The sequence below is a fragment of the Chryseobacterium paridis genome (assembly GCF_016595215.1).
Classification (GTDB): Bacteria; Bacteroidota; Bacteroidia; order Flavobacteriales; family Weeksellaceae; genus Chryseobacterium; species Chryseobacterium paridis.
The window spans coordinates 2455170-2471059 of record NZ_JAENHK010000010.1 but is presented as its reverse complement, the minus strand read 5'-3'; the positions used below and the strand labels follow the sequence as shown (position 1 = coordinate 2471059).

At 34.5% G+C, this 15890-nt stretch carries 17 protein-coding genes and 1 tRNA gene; 16 read left to right on the top strand and 2 right to left on the bottom strand.

What is annotated here, in order from left to right:
- The first annotated feature begins 189 nt into the window (after positions 1-189).
- From JHL15_RS20630 to JHL15_RS20610, 5 genes are all read left to right on the top strand, one after another.
- The gene (locus JHL15_RS20630; protein ID WP_200248949.1) at positions 190-837 is read left to right on the top strand and encodes an O-methyltransferase; all 648 of its coding nucleotides are present in this window, start codon (positions 190-192) and stop codon (positions 835-837) included.
- 63 nt (positions 838-900) lie between these two features.
- Positions 901-1617 carry a C40 family peptidase gene (locus JHL15_RS20625; protein ID WP_200248946.1) on the top strand — a complete coding sequence of 239 codons (717 nt, stop codon included), beginning with the start codon at positions 901-903 and terminating at the stop codon, positions 1615-1617.
- An 11-nt stretch (positions 1618-1628) separates the two neighbouring features.
- On the top strand, positions 1629-2096 hold the full coding sequence (locus tag JHL15_RS20620; protein ID WP_200248941.1) for a DUF1648 domain-containing protein: 468 nt from the start codon (positions 1629-1631) through the stop codon (positions 2094-2096).
- Entirely contained in the window at positions 2077-2424 is a 348-nt protein-coding gene (locus JHL15_RS20615; RefSeq protein ID WP_200248938.1) for a cupin domain-containing protein, read from the top strand. Before JHL15_RS20620 ends, JHL15_RS20615 begins: the two co-directional genes overlap by 20 nt.
- The gene (locus JHL15_RS20610; protein WP_200249229.1) at positions 2424-3659 is read left to right on the top strand and encodes a 3-deoxy-D-manno-octulosonic acid transferase; all 1236 of its coding nucleotides are present in this window, start codon (positions 2424-2426) and stop codon (positions 3657-3659) included. Before JHL15_RS20615 ends, JHL15_RS20610 begins: the two co-directional genes overlap by 1 nt.
- On the opposite strand, the gene JHL15_RS20605 is transcribed toward JHL15_RS20610, so the two are convergent.
- Positions 3651-4277 carry a deoxyuridine 5'-triphosphate nucleotidohydrolase gene (locus JHL15_RS20605; RefSeq protein WP_200248935.1) on the bottom strand — a complete coding sequence of 209 codons (627 nt, stop codon included), beginning with the start codon at positions 4275-4277 and terminating at the stop codon, positions 3651-3653. The two genes, JHL15_RS20610 and JHL15_RS20605, sit on opposite strands and share 9 nt — an antisense overlap.
- Complete coding sequence (locus JHL15_RS20600; protein ID WP_200248932.1) at positions 4277-5029, bottom strand: glycosyltransferase family 2 protein; 753 nt, start codon at positions 5027-5029, stop codon at positions 4277-4279. The genes JHL15_RS20605 and JHL15_RS20600 overlap by 1 nt, the downstream gene beginning before the upstream one ends.
- A 146-nt stretch (positions 5030-5175) precedes the next feature.
- On the opposite strand from JHL15_RS20600, the gene JHL15_RS20595 reads away from it, so the two are divergent.
- From JHL15_RS20595 to JHL15_RS20545, 11 genes are all read left to right on the top strand, one after another.
- Positions 5176-5643 carry a lipocalin-like domain-containing protein gene (locus JHL15_RS20595; protein WP_200248929.1) on the top strand — a complete coding sequence of 156 codons (468 nt, stop codon included), beginning with the start codon at positions 5176-5178 and terminating at the stop codon, positions 5641-5643.
- Between the two features lie 169 nt (positions 5644-5812).
- A complete protein-coding gene (gene leuS / locus JHL15_RS20590) occupies positions 5813-8626 on the top strand; it encodes a leucine--tRNA ligase (RefSeq protein WP_200248927.1) in 2814 nt (937 codons plus the stop codon).
- Between the two features lie 240 nt (positions 8627-8866).
- The gene (locus JHL15_RS20585; protein WP_172280800.1) at positions 8867-9730 is read left to right on the top strand and encodes a MotA/TolQ/ExbB proton channel family protein; all 864 of its coding nucleotides are present in this window, start codon (positions 8867-8869) and stop codon (positions 9728-9730) included.
- Between the two features lie 62 nt (positions 9731-9792).
- Positions 9793-10395, top strand: a complete 603-nt coding sequence (locus tag JHL15_RS20580; protein WP_200248924.1) for an ExbD/TolR family protein — start codon at positions 9793-9795, stop codon at positions 10393-10395.
- A 12-nt stretch (positions 10396-10407) separates the two neighbouring features.
- Positions 10408-10980 (top strand): biopolymer transporter ExbD, encoded by a 573-nt coding sequence (locus JHL15_RS20575; RefSeq protein WP_200248921.1) that lies wholly within the window; start codon positions 10408-10410, stop codon positions 10978-10980.
- Between the two features lie 23 nt (positions 10981-11003).
- Complete coding sequence (locus tag JHL15_RS20570; RefSeq protein WP_200248919.1) at positions 11004-11846, top strand: energy transducer TonB; 843 nt, start codon at positions 11004-11006, stop codon at positions 11844-11846.
- A 74-nt stretch (positions 11847-11920) separates the two neighbouring features.
- Positions 11921-12118 (top strand): DUF308 domain-containing protein, encoded by a 198-nt coding sequence (locus JHL15_RS20565; protein WP_373428030.1) that lies wholly within the window; start codon positions 11921-11923, stop codon positions 12116-12118.
- On the top strand, positions 12108-12980 hold the full coding sequence (locus JHL15_RS20560) for a PstS family phosphate ABC transporter substrate-binding protein (protein ID WP_200248916.1): 873 nt from the start codon (positions 12108-12110) through the stop codon (positions 12978-12980). The genes JHL15_RS20565 and JHL15_RS20560 overlap by 11 nt, the downstream gene beginning before the upstream one ends.
- Before the next feature lie 88 nt (positions 12981-13068).
- Entirely contained in the window at positions 13069-14718 is a 1650-nt protein-coding gene (locus tag JHL15_RS20555) for a tetratricopeptide repeat protein (protein ID WP_200248913.1), read from the top strand.
- A 167-nt stretch (positions 14719-14885) separates the two neighbouring features.
- Positions 14886-15605: a bacillithiol biosynthesis deacetylase BshB1 gene (gene bshB1, locus JHL15_RS20550; RefSeq protein WP_200248911.1), complete on the top strand. Its 720-nt coding sequence runs from the start codon at positions 14886-14888 to the stop codon at positions 15603-15605.
- Positions 15606-15640: 35 nt separating this feature from the next.
- A tRNA-His gene (locus tag JHL15_RS20545) sits at positions 15641-15716 on the top strand.
- Positions 15717-15890: the final 174 nt, after the last annotated feature.

Here is a 15890-nt window from a genome sequence, read left to right as displayed (position 1 = left end):
TCCATGATATATAATAATAATTAGGTGTCTTTACTATCTAGCAAAGGTACCAAAGTGTTATCTGGACAGGCACCGTATTTTTACGGTATTTTGCAGCGTGATTTCCCCCTTTTTAATTTTTATCTTTTGTGGATAATGCGTGGGTTTTATCTTTTATTTGGTTAAATTTGAATAACAAAAATTGGTAACATGAGTTTTTTTGAAGAAAAGAACCCTGAGATGGACAGGTATTTAGAAACACACGCTTCTTCCGAGCCTGAAATTTTAAAAAAATTAAGAAAAGAAACTTTCCAGAAAACGACACAGCCACACATGATTTCTGGCTATCAGCAAGGGAGACTTCTGACGATCATTTCACAAATGTTGCAACCAAAAAATGTTCTTGAAATAGGGACTTTTACGGGATATGCTACACTTTGTTTAGCAACAGGGCTTTCAAAGGAAGGAAAGATAACCACTTTAGATGTCAATGAAGATCTGGCTTATCTTCCACAAAAATATTTTTTGGAAAGTGAATACTCTCATCAGATTCACTTTAAACTTCAGGACGCTAAAGAATTTCTAAAAGATACGAATGACGTTTTCGATTTGGTGTTCATTGATGCTGATAAAGATAATTATGCGGAATATTTTAGATTAATTAAACCCCATACAAAATCAGGTTCTGTTGTGTTGTTCGATAATGTTCTCTGGTATGGAAAAGTTCTGGAAGAAAACCCTAAGCAAAGTTCAACACAGGTAATAAAGGAATTGAATGATTTGATTGCAAAAGATGATGATTTTGAAAATCTTATTTTACCTTTGCGTGACGGAGTAAATTTCCTTCGCAGGAAGTAATTAGAATATTTTGAAGGTTAATTTTTAATCTTTAAATTTTTTAATCATTTAATATAAAAATTAATGAATAAAGGAATTTGTATTGTTACTGTAGCTCCTGTTCGTGCAGAAAACTCGGATAAAGCGGAAATTGTAACAGAGATATTGTTTGGTGAAAGTGCAGATATTTTGGAAGTAGAGAAAAACTGGACCAAAATAAAAATGCATTATGATGGATATGAAGGGTGGATGGATACTAAGCAAATAAAGCCTGTTTCAGATGAAGACCTCGCCAAGAGAAAAGTGACTTTGATTACTGAGGATTTTTCTTCGGTACTGACGAATGATGGGAAGACATTGCTTTCCATAGGCTCAGAGGTGGAGTTTCCTGCTGTAGCATCAAGAAGAAGTCATGATATACGCGAGAGTATTGCTTTAACAGCAAAAGAGTTTCTGAATGTTCCTTATTTGTGGGGAGGGAAAAGTTTCTTTGCTGTGGATTGCTCTGGTTTTACTCAACTAGTCTATAAAATTCATGATATAAAATTACCAAGAGATACCTACCAACAGGCGGAAATTGGAGAGCCATTAACTTTTGTTGAAGAAAGTCAGCCCGGAGATTTAGCATTCTTTGAAAACCCGGAAGGGAAAATTATCCATGTCGGGATCATGTTGGAAAATCAGAAAATCATCCATGCTTCAGGGAAAGTAAGGATTGATACTCTTGATTCCACAGGCATTTTCAATAAAGAAATGAATAGCCATACTCATAAATTGAGAGTTATTAAAAACGTATTGTAATAATCATTAAGATGGTTGCTAAAGGACTGTTGGTTGTAAATATTTTTCTGCTTATTTCAATCTGGATTTTTACCGGATGGAAATATGCAGGGTTGCCTGAAATTGTTCCTACGCATTTTGTTGTCAATGGACCAGCAGATGGTTATGACCATAAAAGAACAATCTGGTTTTTGCCTTCCATTGCAACATTCCTGTTTTTTATTCTTTTTGCTGTTACGAGAAATCCTAATTCTCCAATGCTCAATGTTCCGGATAGTTTTCGAAATAAAAAATCGTTAGAACTGTTTGCATATAGTGTTTTACTTCCTTTGCTTTTATTATTTGGATATACTCTTTTAGAATCGATATCAGTAGCTGAAGGAAAGACAAATACATTGGGAAATTTGTTTTTTGTTCTTTTAGGATTATTGTTTGCTGTAATAGGGACGAACATATTTATCATGTTTAAAAAAGGAAAGAATGATCCAATCAAAAGATAATTCCCAACATTACATTTGGGGTGATCAATGTGATAGCTGGGTTTTACAAGATACTCCCGGACTTTCCGTCAAACAGGAAAAAATGCCCCCTGGGACATCTGAGAAGTTACATTTCCATAACGTTGCCAATCAATTCTTTTATATATTAAAAGGTGAAGCCTTATTCATGATAAATAATCAAAGTGTTTCAGTAAGGGCAGGGGAGAGTATTTCTATTCTACCAACGGTTCAACATTATATATGCAATGATTCTGGTGAGGAACTTGAGTTCCTAGTAATATCCAGTCCGACAACCAATAATGACCGAATTGAAATTGAAAGCAAATGATGGCCTTTATTTATAACATATTTATTAATCTTCTCATTTTTGGAATGAAGGTTTTTTCTTTGTTTAATGAGAAAACTAAAAAAGGAGTTGAAGGTAGGAAAGAGTCTTTATCTCGGGTAAAATCATCATTTTCATCAGCAGATAAAATTATTTGGATGCATGCTGCAAGTTTGGGCGAGTATGAGCAAGGGCTTCCTGTTTTAGAAAAACTAAAAGATAAATTTCCTCAACATAAAATTCTGATCACTTTTTTTTCACCTTCTGGTTATGAAAATGTTATTAAAAAGGAACATATTGCTGATGTTATCTGTTATCTTCCCTTTGATAAAAAGAAAACGTTACAGGAGTTTATAGCCCAATTTACCACTGAAATTTTTTTTACTGTTAAATATGATTACTGGTATAATCTTTTAGCGGAACTAAAGAATAGAAATGCTAAAATTTATGTGATCTCGGCATTGTTCTATGAAAGACAGTCCTTCTTTACATCCTATGGGAAATGGTTTGTTAAGCAATTGCAAAAAAATGTTGATTGGTTTTTTCATCAGACAGAATTTTCATATGCATTAGCCAAAAGCGTGGGGCTTGTAAAATCTTCCATAACAGGAGATACAAGATTTGATAGAGTAAAGCAATTGCGGAACAGGAATCATCACGTAGAATATATCAAGGAGTTTATTGGAGTAGAGAAATCCATTGTTTTTGGGAGTTCATGGCAAGCTGAAGAGAAAATTGCAAAATTGATCGCTGCTATGAATCAGAGTATAAAGATTATTATTGCTCCACATGATTTAAAAAGAGTTCAATATTTAAAAGAGGCATTTCCGGATGCATTGGTATATAGTAAGTTAAAAGATTTACAACCTATTAATTTCAATTCACAACTCTTAATTATTGATAGTATAGGATTGCTGTCAAAATTATATTCTTATGCAGATATAGCTGTAGTTGGTGGAGGATTTCATGATGCCGGACTTCATAATATCCTCGAAGCAGCTACTTTTGCAACACCCGTTATTTTTGGAAACCATTACAGGAAAAATCCCGAAGCAGATGAATTGATTTCTGTAAATGGAGGGAAATCTTTTGAAACCGAATATTTAGCAGCAGATTTTATCCTTTTCCTTACTAATAATGATGAAGAAATTGCAGAGATGTCTGAAAATGCCAGGCACTTTGTTGATGATAAGCCAGATTCTTCAACGCTTATTGTAGAGAAAATCACATCATTTTAAAAATCCCTGAGCTTTTATTTCTTTTATAATCAAATCAAGGTTATCAGGAATTTTATCAGATTTCAGCCAGTTGAGATCAAAGCTGTTATTGATGCATAGCTTCTGAAGATAGCGGTTGTTTAGGATCTTGTTTTCTAACTCTTCTAACGATTCATCGAATTCAATCCAGTAGTCTTCGTCAAGTTTTTTTACAGTAAGTAAAGCTTTTATTATTTTGTTGATCAAATAAAGGTAAAGCTTGTAGATATTATCAAATCGCTGATGTCCAAGTTTGTCATTATGATCTAAAATTTTATTGACCAGGAAAAGATGAAGCGATACCTCTCCAAATTTATCAGTAGTAACTTTTATATGTTCTGTAATTTCAGCACTTATTTTTCGGATAAGCACCAGGAAATATTTTGGGTTGCTTAAATACTTAGCAGCAAAAAGAACTTTTTCTTCGATGATTTCTTCCATCTGTGTCCTTTTCTGATCTGTTGTCTCAGTGTCAATAAGTTCAAAATAAAGTTTTTTAGAAAGAAGCTTATCTTTTTTAAGCAGTCTGAAAATTAAGCGATCCTTTTCTATAGAAGAAAAATTACTAAGAGCAGCTTTGAATTCCTTTGAGTACTCCATTAGTTGAAAATTTTAGAATATTTCATAAATCCGTTTAGCGCCCAGTTAGCGGTATAATATAATGACTTTAATGTAGAAAATTTCATAAAATCCTTGTAAACCAAGTATTGGTCCTTTACAATATGTTGTTTCTTTCTCGAAACGCTCGTGGAGTGCATTCTGTATTTTGCCATTGTTTTAGGAAGTGGTTTTCCTATTGGGATTTTCTTAAGTAAATTCAACCACATAACGTGGTCCTCACGTTTGCTGCCCTCTGGAAAATATTCTTTTCCTACTCTCTGAGAATCATACATTGAAGAAAGTAAAGACAGGCGACATGTTTTTAATAGATTGTCAAATGTTACCTCTTTATCTGCTTTAAAATCTTCTATTTGTGGAACAAGCTGTTCATCACATCTTGCATAATTCGAATAGGCAATCTCTGCGTTTTCCTGCTTCATGAAACTAACCATTTCCTCCAGGAAATCAGGCTCCCAAAAATCATCAGCATCCAAAAAAGTAATATATCTGCCCGTAGCTTTTTCCAAAGAAAGGTTTCTTGCATGTCCTGCACCTCCATTTTTCTCCGCGACAGATAGCTTTATTCTTGGATCATTGATCTTTTGAATAATTTCCACGGAATCATCTGTGGACTTGTCATCCGTAATTAACCATTCCCAATCCGTAAAAGTCTGGTTCATTACAGATTGTATAGTCTCTTCCAAAAACCTGGCAGAATTATAGCATGGAGTGATTATGGAAACTTGGGGCATACGTGTTTTTATGCAAATATAAGGTTTTAAAATATCTGTTTTATTGAAGGAATTTTAAGAAAATGAAAATTATAATTGCAAAACCTAAAAAAAATAACAGAGTATTTAAAAAAAATCATAATTTTAGGCCTTGAAAAATTTGATATATGAAGAAATTAGCATTACTATTTGCAGGTTTATCATTATTAGCAGCGACAGGGTGTAAAGATGACGATCCTCAACAGTTATTTCCTCTTAACGGACTTTGGCAGCCTGTAAAAGAAGTAATCACAACTGTTCCTACAAACGGAGCCGGAGTGTCTGATGAAATTACCTATACTACTTGCCAGAAAGATTCAAGATGGTTGTTCAATGAAGGTAACACCGGAAAAAGAACTGATAAAGATGAAATAGGAACACCAGCAATATGTAGTACAGTTTCTGATAGAAATTTCACGTATACTTACAGTACAAGTGATAACAGGATAGAAATTAAGTATCAGGGTACCGTAGTTCCGGATAAAGGGAAAGTAACCAAGCTCAATGAAAGTACACTTAACCTTATGATTGAAGATACAACAGATCCTAATCAGTATAAAACTAAGACTTATACATTCAAGAGAATTCCTCAATAATATATAAGGTATATATAAGATAAAAAGATCTCATCTTCAGATGAGATCTTTTTATTAAGATGCATTACACTAATTAATTAAAAATTAAAGTTCTATTTCTTTTAAAATCTTTATTTTTGTAATTCTTCAAATTTTTTGAAAATAATTTTAAATAAAATTTATACATAAAGTGTTTTACGATCATCAGCAGATAGAAAAAAAGTGGCAGAAATACTGGGAGGAAAAACAAACCTACAAGACTTTCGATACAACAGATAAACCAAAATTTTATGTTCTCGATATGTTTCCTTATCCATCAGGGGCAGGACTTCATGTCGGACACCCGCTAGGATATATTGCATCTGATATTTATGCAAGGTATAAAAGGCATCAAGGATTTAATGTGCTTCATCCAGTCGGTTACGATAGTTTTGGACTTCCTGCTGAGCAATATGCTATTCAGACAGGTCAGCATCCTGCTATTACTACTGAACAGAATATCACAAGATACGAGGAGCAATTAAGAAAAATTGGTTTTTCATTTGACTGGAGCAGAGAAGTGAGAACTTCTGATGCTTCTTATTATAAGTGGACACAATGGATATTTATCCAGTTGTTTCACTCATGGTATAATAAGAGTACGGATAAAGCTGAATCTATCGAAACTTTAATTCAACATTTTGAAGAAAAAGGAACACAAGGGTTAAATGCTAACCAAAATGAAGAATTAGATTTTACAGCAGAAGAATGGAAAAATGCTTCTGACTTAGATAAAGAAGATATCTTATTGAATTACCGTTTGGCTTACAGAGCAGAAACGACCGTAAACTGGTGTCCGGCTTTGGGGACAGTATTAGCTAACGATGAGGTGAAAGATGGTAAATCCGAAAGAGGAGGCTTCCCTGTATATCAGAAAAAAATGATGCAATGGAGTATGAGGATTTCTGCATACTCTGAAAGATTGCTTCAGGGATTAAATACCCTGGACTGGCCACAACCTTTGAAAGACTCCCAGGAATATTGGATTGGAAAGTCTCAGGGTGCGCAGGTACAATTCAATGTAGAAAATCATAACGAAATTATTGAGGTCTTCACAACGAGACCTGATACCATTTTTGGAGCAACATTTATGGTGCTGGCTCCTGAGAATCCTTTAGTAGATGCAATTACTACAGCAGATCAAAAAGTTGAAGTAGATACATATATTGAAGAAACCTCTAAAAAGACTGAGAGAGACAGAATGTCTGACGTGAAAAACGTGAGTGGTGCTTTCACAGGAAGTTATGCGGTTAATCCGTTCAGTAATGAAAAGATGCCAATCTATATTTCAGATTATGTATTGATGGGCTATGGTACAGGAGCTGTTATGGCAGTACCTGCTCACGATGAACGTGATCATAGGTTTGCAAAGAAATTTAATTTAGAAATCAAAAAGGTTGTTGAAACAGATGAAGATGTTCAGGAGAAATCTTTTGATTCTAAGACCAGCGTTTGTGTCAATTCAGATTTCCTAAACGGATTATCTTATGATGAGGCAAAAGCAAAGATGATTGCTGAAATTGAAAATCGTCACATTGGACATGGAACAACGAATTACAGACAACGTGATGCTATATTCTCAAGACAACGTTATTGGGGTGAACCCGTTCCTATATATTATAAGGATGGGATGCCATATACATTGCCTGCTTCTTCATTGCCATTAGAACTTCCTGAAGTTGAAAAATATTTACCAACAGAAGATGGAGATCCGCCATTAGGAAATGCAAAATCTTTTGCATGGGATGAAGCTAATCAGAAAGTTGTAGCTACTGATCTGATTGATGAGGTCACTGTGTTTCCATTAGAGTTGTCTACAATGCCAGGCTGGGCTGGAAGCTCATGGTACTTCCTTAGATATATGGATCCTCATAATGAAGAAGGTTTTGCTAAAAAAGAATTAAGTGATTATTGGGGACAGGTAGATCTATATATAGGAGGAAGCGAACATGCAACCGGACACTTATTGTATTCCCGTTTCTGGAATATGTTCTTAAAAGATAGAGGATATATTAATCAGGATGAACCTTTCCAGAAACTGATCAACCAAGGGATGATTTTAGGAATGAGTGCATTTGTATATAGAGTAGAAGGGACCAATCAATATGTTTCTAAGGCTTTAGCTAATCAATATAAGACTCAGAAAATCCATGTTGATGTATCCTTATTAAAAGGAACATCAGACGAATTGGATACTGAAGCATTCAAACAGTGGAGACCAGACTACACTGATGCAGAATTTATTTTAGAAGACGGAAAATACATCACAGACCGTGAAGTAGAAAAAATGTCGAAGTCTAAATATAATGTGGTGAATCCAGATGACATCTGTGAAGAATATGGAGCAGATGGTTTAAGATTATATGAAATGTTCTTAGGACCATTGGAACAATCAAAGCCATGGAATACCCAAGGGCTAAGTGGAGTATATGGTTTCCTTAAAAAATTCTGGAATCTATATTTTAATGGTGATGTATTTGAAGTTTCTGATGAAGAACCGACAAAAGCAGAATATAAAGTTTTACATACCCTAATAAAGAAGGTGGTTTTTGATATTGAAAACTTCTCTTTTAATACTTCTGTATCTTCATTTATGATTGCTGTAAATGAGCTGCAAAAAATAAAATGTAACAAACGCAATATTCTTGAACCATTAGCCGTTATCATTTCTCCTTATGCACCCCATATCTGCGAAGAGCTGTGGAGTTTGTTAGGACATGACACTTCTATAGAGTTTGAAAAGTTCCCTGAGCTGGTAGAAGCGTTTTTAATAGAAGATGAAATTGAATATCCGGTAAGTGTAAATGGTAAAATGAGGTTCAAATTATCCCTATCTGCTCAATTATCACCTAAGGAGGTGGAAGATTTGGTGATTTCTGATCCTAAGATGCAACAGATTTTAGAAGGAAAAACCCCTAAAAAAATCATTGTTGTTCCTCACAGAATTGTGAATATTGTAATTTAAAAAAAAATTAACATTGGCAAATTAAAAAAAATGATGGCCTAATTTTTTGAAATTTTTAAAGTATTTTTAAATACTGAGAAATATCATTAAAAAAAAAGAGAATAATTGAAATATCGAAATCGTAATAATATTTCATTATCAAAAAAATGCAAAATGTTTATTTAAGACTCTTGTATTTTAATTAATTTTGCCTTTAATTTACAACCTGTAAAATTTTAAAACAATATAATTTAGTTAAATATGGAAATGAATGTTTCAAAAAATGATGAGCAAGTAATTGCTAGAAAAGCAGGAGGTTTAAACCCGGCTATTATTATTCCTATTTTATTCGTTATAGGAGTTTGTATTTATTTATTCGTGCTAGGGAGTCCTGGTAACTTCAAAGATGCAGATAAACTAGGTAGTGGTTCTGTAGCTTTTTCAAGTGTTGAAGGAAAAGACATTCACCCAGAGTCGTTTTTAGGTATTATCTACAAAGGAGGGGTTATCGTACCAATCTTGATTACTTTCATGATCACTGTAATCGTTTTCTCTTTTGAAAGATATTTCGTTCTTGGAAAAGCAGCTGGAAAAGGAAATTTAGATAGCTTCGTAGTTCAAGTAAGAAGTTTATTAAATCAAAACAAAATTGATGAAGCTTTAGAAGAGTGCGACAGACAACAAGGATCTGTAGGTAATGTAGTGAAGGAAGGTCTTACGACTTACAAAGCTTTATCTCATGATACGACTTTAAACAAAGAGCAAAAAATGGTAGCTCTTAACAAAGCTATTGAAGAGGCTACAACTCTTGAAATGCCAATGTTAGAAAAGAACATGATGATTCTTTCTACTTTAGGTACAGTTGCAACGTTAGTAGCACTTTTAGGAACTGTAATCGGGATGATCAAAGCATTCTTCGCATTAGGTTCAGGTGGTGGTACTCCAGATGCTGCTGCACTTTCTACAGGTATCTCTGAAGCATTGATCAACACAGCTTTAGGTATTGGTACTTCAGCTATCGCTATTATCCTTTATAACTTCTTTACTTCTAAAATTGATGGATTAACTTACAAGATCGATGAGATCGCTATGAGTATCCAACAATCTTTCGCTGAATTCAACTAAGAATTTTTAGCAAGAAATTTGCATTAGCAATAAAAGAAGTTTAATTAAAAATAATAAAAATAATGGCGAGAGTCAAACCAAAAAGACATGGAGTAGTGACGGATATGACCGCGATGTGTGACGTTGCGTTCCTACTACTTACATTCTTTATATTGACCACTCAGTTTAAAAAACCTGACGTGGAGCAGATTAAACCGCCATCTTCAATATCAGAGAAGTTACTTCCTGATGCTAGTTTAATGACTATCAACGCTACTCCGGAAGGAAAGTTTTATTTCCAACCTGTTGAGAATGCATCAGAGAGATTACAGCTTTTAGATAAAATGGGTCAGAAGTATGGTATTACTTTTGACAACAACGAAAAAGCTGCATTTCAAAAAGTACAAGCGATTGGGGTTCCAATGAACCAACTTAAAAGCTATCTTGATTTGTCAGATGACGAGCAGAAGAGTTTCAAGAGTCCTACAGGGATTCCTATGGACAGTACAAATAAGCAGTTAGTAGACTGGGTACAACAGAGTTTAAGCGTAAATCCTCAATACAAGTTAGCGATTAAAGGAGACGTTAGCACTCAATACCCTAAAGTTAAAAGCCTATTTGAAGGTTTAAGAGATATCGATTTTCTTAAATTTTGGTTGATCACATCACAAGAAGGTAAACCTTAATATCAATTAGAAATGGCAGAAGTACAAGTACAGGAAAAAGGCGCCAAGGGCGGCAAGGTCCGTTCCAAGAAGCAGAGTACCAGAGTCGATATGACTCCGATGGTGGACTTGGGTTTTCTATTGATTACCTTCTTTATGTTCACAACCACGTTCAGTAAACCGAACGTTATGGATTTGGGTCTTCCGGCAAAACCGAAAGAAAAAGATAAAAAACCACCTCCAACAGAAATTAAACTTTCTAACTCTATTACCTTATTATTGGGTAAAGACAATAAGATTTTTTGGCATCAGCAAGATAACACATCTTTAACTGAGCAAAATCTTATGGAGACTTCTTTTGATAGAGAAGGTGTTAGAAAAGTAATTGAGCAGGCAAAAGCAAATGCGGCAGATAAAACTAAATTTACTGTAATTATCAAACCGACTGATGACGCTGTATATAAGAACTTTGTTGATATTCTTGATGAAATGGCTATTACAAAAAGCGAACAATACGGTGTTACCGATTTGAAGTCTTGGGAAACAGCTATGTATAACAAGAAAGTTGGAAATAATGGAGCTGCGGCTACACCAGCTACAAAGTAATTTAACCATAAAATTGAAAATCTATGGCAGATGAAAATGTATACGGTCAGAATCTTACTTTAGACGAGATTGTATTTGAAAATAGAAACAAGGAATATGGTGCTTATGATCTGAGACATCAGTATCCAAGACTTCTGACAAAATCTTTTATTGTTGGAACAGCATTATTCCTAGTTGCGGCTTTGTCTCCTTTTATTTATCTTACGATTAAGAGACTTACTGAACCAGAAAAGCAAGAAGTAAAAGCTGATTTGGTTGAAATTCTTCAGGAAGATAAAATTATCGAGCAGCCAAAAGAAGAAGAACCACCTCCACCACCTCCACCTCCAAAAGAGGAAAAAATTGAGGTAATTCAAAACGTGGTTCCGGAACCTGTAAAGGCTCCAAAGATTGAAACTCCACCACCACCAATTTCTAAGCAATTAGAAACAACAACTGGTTTGCAAAATCAGGAGGGGGTTAAAGCTCCGGCTTATACTCCACCACCTCCACCACCATCTACAGGAACTAAGACTTCAACAGCTGAAGTTAAGCCTCAGGTGAGTGATACTCAGGTTTATACCGAAGTAGAGCAAACTGCGGAATTCCCAGGAGGTATTAACGCATTTAGAAATAAAGTGTCTAGTAACTTTGATGGATCTGCAATGAACGGTGATGAAGGTACTGTAAAAGCTGAAGTAACTTTCGTTGTTGAAAGAGATGGAAGTATTACAGACGTTAAAGCGAGTGGAAAGAGTTCAGACTTTAATGCTGAAGCAGTAAGAACTATTAAATCTATCAAGACTAAATGGGCTCCTGCTAAGATTAATGGACAATCTGTACGTTACCGTTTCAGATTACCATTGACAATGAATTTTGAAGGATAATATTTATCTTTAAATAATAATTAAAAAAGAGAAGCATATGCTTCTCTTTTTATTTTTTTTGGTATTTTTGTCGCATGATGTTCAATTGGTTATCCTTAGTTACAGGATTGTTTTATATCGTTTTAGGAATTGTAGTTATTTTTTACAAGTTCTTCTTTATTATTTTAGAGCCTACTGTAGCGTACCCTCTCGGAGGTGTTATGATTTTGTATGGAATCTTTAGAATTTACAGAGCGGTTTCAAGAATAAAAAATTCAGGAAATGAAGAATAGTATGAAAGTTATAGTACTTTTTGTTTTAAGTATTATTGCTATAAGTTGTAAAAAAGAAGAGAAATCTCCGTCTTATTATAAAGGAGATCTTACCATTCTTACAGACGAATCCTTTAAAAGTGTTACAGAAGCATTAGCTGACGGATATATGATTAATTACCCTGAAGCACATATAAAAGTAGTTACCCAAAAAGAAGATCTCGGTTTTTTAGACTTATTGAAAGGTAAAGCCAGAGTTGCTGTCATGTCAAGGGAACTTAGCAATGATGAACTTAATGCTTATAAAGAACAAGTAGGATCTAAGTTTTTACCTGCAAGGTTTGCTGCTGATGCAGTTGTTTTCATAGTTCCTAAAAACTCTTCCAGGACTAGTATATCAATGGATGAAATTCAAAATGGTCTGCTTTCGGAGAATAAACAATTTATTTTTGACGGCGCGAATTCAAGTAACTTAAATTATGTTGCTCAGAAACTGAAAAAACAACCAAAAGATCTAAAGTTTTCTGTGATCCCAGGGAGTGAAAATATTATAGAGCAATTGAATAAATATCCCGATAAAATTGGAGTAATCGGACTTAATACTTTTAGTCGTCCCTATGATAAAGTCTCTATACAATTAAGAGATATGGTTAAAATATTACCTGTTGAAAGTAAAGGGAAATTGTACACTCCTGACATTTCTGGATTAAGAGAAATGAAATATCCTTTTACAAGAATTTTGTATTTTTTAACAAATGAAGGAAACTTTAACATTGCCAATGGATTTATTAGATATTCTTGTACTCAACTAGGGCAAATGATCGTTCAAAAAGAAGGTTTGCAACCATACAATATCTATAAAAGAGAAGTGCAAATGCGTTAAAAAATATTAAATTGATGGTTTACCCTAAATAAATACACTATTTTGGTCTGAAAATTGTGTATGTCTTAACTCGATTTAGAAATATAAAATGAAAGATATAATGATTATGAATGTAAAAAAGATTGCTTTTGGAGCAGCGGTGGTATTTTTTGCCAATTTTTCGTTTGCACAAACATTGCAAGATGGTATTAATAGCATCGATAGTGATAAGTTTGCTCAGGCAAAAACTAACTTCACTGATATGATCTCTAAAGCACCTACTGCTGAAAATTATTTCTACTTAGGAAATACTTTTCTAAGACAAGGTGAACCTGATTTTGCTAAAGCAACTGAGAGTTTTAATAAAGGTCTTGCAGCAGACAGCAAAAGCTATTTGAATAAGATTGGCTTGGCGGCTGTAAAATTAGGAAAAGGAGATAAAGCTGCTACAGCTGAAATCCAGAAAATTGTAAGTGACTCAAGAGAAAAAGATGCTGAAGTATTGTTCAGAGCTGCTGAAGCTTTAACTTTATTTGAGAAAAATAACTCACCAGACTTAGCAATTCAATTCTTGAATAAAGCGATTGAAAGAGCTCAGAAAAAAGAGGTTCCTGCAAACTACTATTATACGCTTGGAGATGCTTATAGATTGAAGAAAATTCCGGGAGATGCAATGACAGCTTACGATAAAGCTTTGCCTCTTGCTAAAAATAAAGCTTCTGTTTACACAAGAATGGGTACTTTATGGATGGCTGCACAACAATGGAAGTTAGCTAAAGAAAATATTGATAAAGCAGTTGGAGTAGATGCAACATATGCTCCTGCTTATAAAGCGTTAGCTGCATATGATATTAAATATCAACAAAACGAAAAAGCGACTCAGGACTTGATCAACTATACGAAATATGCTGATGAAGATCCATATACTCAATTAGAAATTTCTAAGCTTTATTTTACCAATGAAGATTATACTAATTCCAAAATGGTTTTAGATAAGATTTTTGATAAGATTGAAGATCCTATTAAATTCAAATTAAGAGCTTACCAATTATACGCTGAAGGGAAATATGCAGACGCTAAACAAAATATGGATAGCTTCGTTTCTCAAGCAGAAAAATCAAGAGTACAGCCTGCAGATCAAGGTTTACAGGGTCTGATTGCAGCTGGATTAGCGAAAGATGAAAAAGATGCTGCTAAGAAAACTGCTTTAACAACTGAAGCACAGCAAAAAATTGCTATCGCTAAAGCTGCTAAAGACGAAACAATGAAGTGGGATATGGAGCTGGCTAAAATTGCTGGTGGAGGTGCGTCTCAAGGATCTGCTGATGCTGGACCTACTAACCCTACGATTGAAGGATTAAAGCAAAAAGTAGCTGCTAATGCTCAAGATACAGATTCATTATTTAAGTTAGCAACAGCTTATCAGGATGCTAAAAACTGGAATGGAGCAATCCTTACATGGCAGAAGATGAGTACTCTTCTTCCTGACTGGGCACCTGCTTATTACAGTTTAGGGTATTCTTATCAACAAGCTGCTAATAATGATGCTGCAAAGATTGCTTATGAGAAATTCATTAGTACTGTAAAACCAGCAGATATGGAGGCTAACAAACAAACTTTAGCTTATGCTTATTTTGCTGTGGCTTACATGAGCAAAGATTCTGATCTTGCAAAGGCTAAAGATTATGTTGCTAAATCTGTTCAGTTAGATCCAACATATCAGGATGCTGTTAAACTTAACGGAGAGATCAATAAATAATTTAAAATTTAAATTATAAATATTAAAACTTCCCATTCGTAATGTTTGGGAAGTTTTTATTTTAAGCCTTATCTTTGAAAACGTGAAACGCCCTTAGTTGAAAATTCGAAAATATGAGCATGATTTTTGGGCGTTCCATCTGACAAATTCAATAATAAAAAGAACACATGAAAACAGACATACTTGCTTTTGGAGCACATCCCGATGATGTAGAACTAGGTTGTGGCGGTACAATCGCCAAAATGGTATCAGAAGGTAAAAAATGTGTTATTGTAGATCTTACAAAAGGGGAATTAGGAACAAGAGGTACTGATGAAACCAGGAAAGTTGAAGCAGGAGATTCTGCGAAGATTTTAGGGGTTTCTGCAAGAGAGAACCTGGGCATGAAAGATGGCTTTCTGGTTAATTCTGAAGAGTACCAGATGAAGATCGTAAAAATGATCCGCAAATACCGCCCGGAAATCGTTTTGGCTAATGCAATTGATGATAGGCATCCAGATCATGCAAAAGGCGCTAAATTAGTTTCTGATGCGTGCTTTTTAGCAGGGCTTAGAAAAATAGAAACAGTCGAAGGAGGGGAGAGCCAGGAGGTATGGAGACCAAAGCAAATTTTCCATTATATCCAATGGAAACATATTCAGCCGGAATTCGTTATTGATATCTCTGAACATCTTGATAAAAAGATTGAAGCTTGTATGGCATTCAAAACTCAGTTTTATGACCCTAATTCTACGGAACCAGTAACTCCAATTGCTACAAAGGACTTCTTTGAGAGCTTAACTTATAGAGCTCAGGATCTTGGGCGTTTATCGGGAGTCGCTTACGCTGAGGGCTTTACATCAGAGAGATTAATTGCTTTGAAAAATTTTGACGGAATTGTTTTGTAATTAAAAATTCTTTCCTATATTTGCAACCACAAAACGGTGATTGTAGCTCAGTTGGTTAGAGCGTCGGATTGTGGTTCCGAAGGTCGGGGGTTCGAGACCCCTCATTCACCCAAGAAAAGTACACTTTTTAAAAGTGTACTTTTTTATTTTCTACCATATCCAAAAGTTTTCTTTTGAGAAATAAGAAATAATAAAGCTGTTATTTTATTTTAGAAAAAGAGAATTGAATGACCTGAGAGTGTTTTATGGAGAATTTTCAGGAGTGAATGATTGAAAATAGAGGTT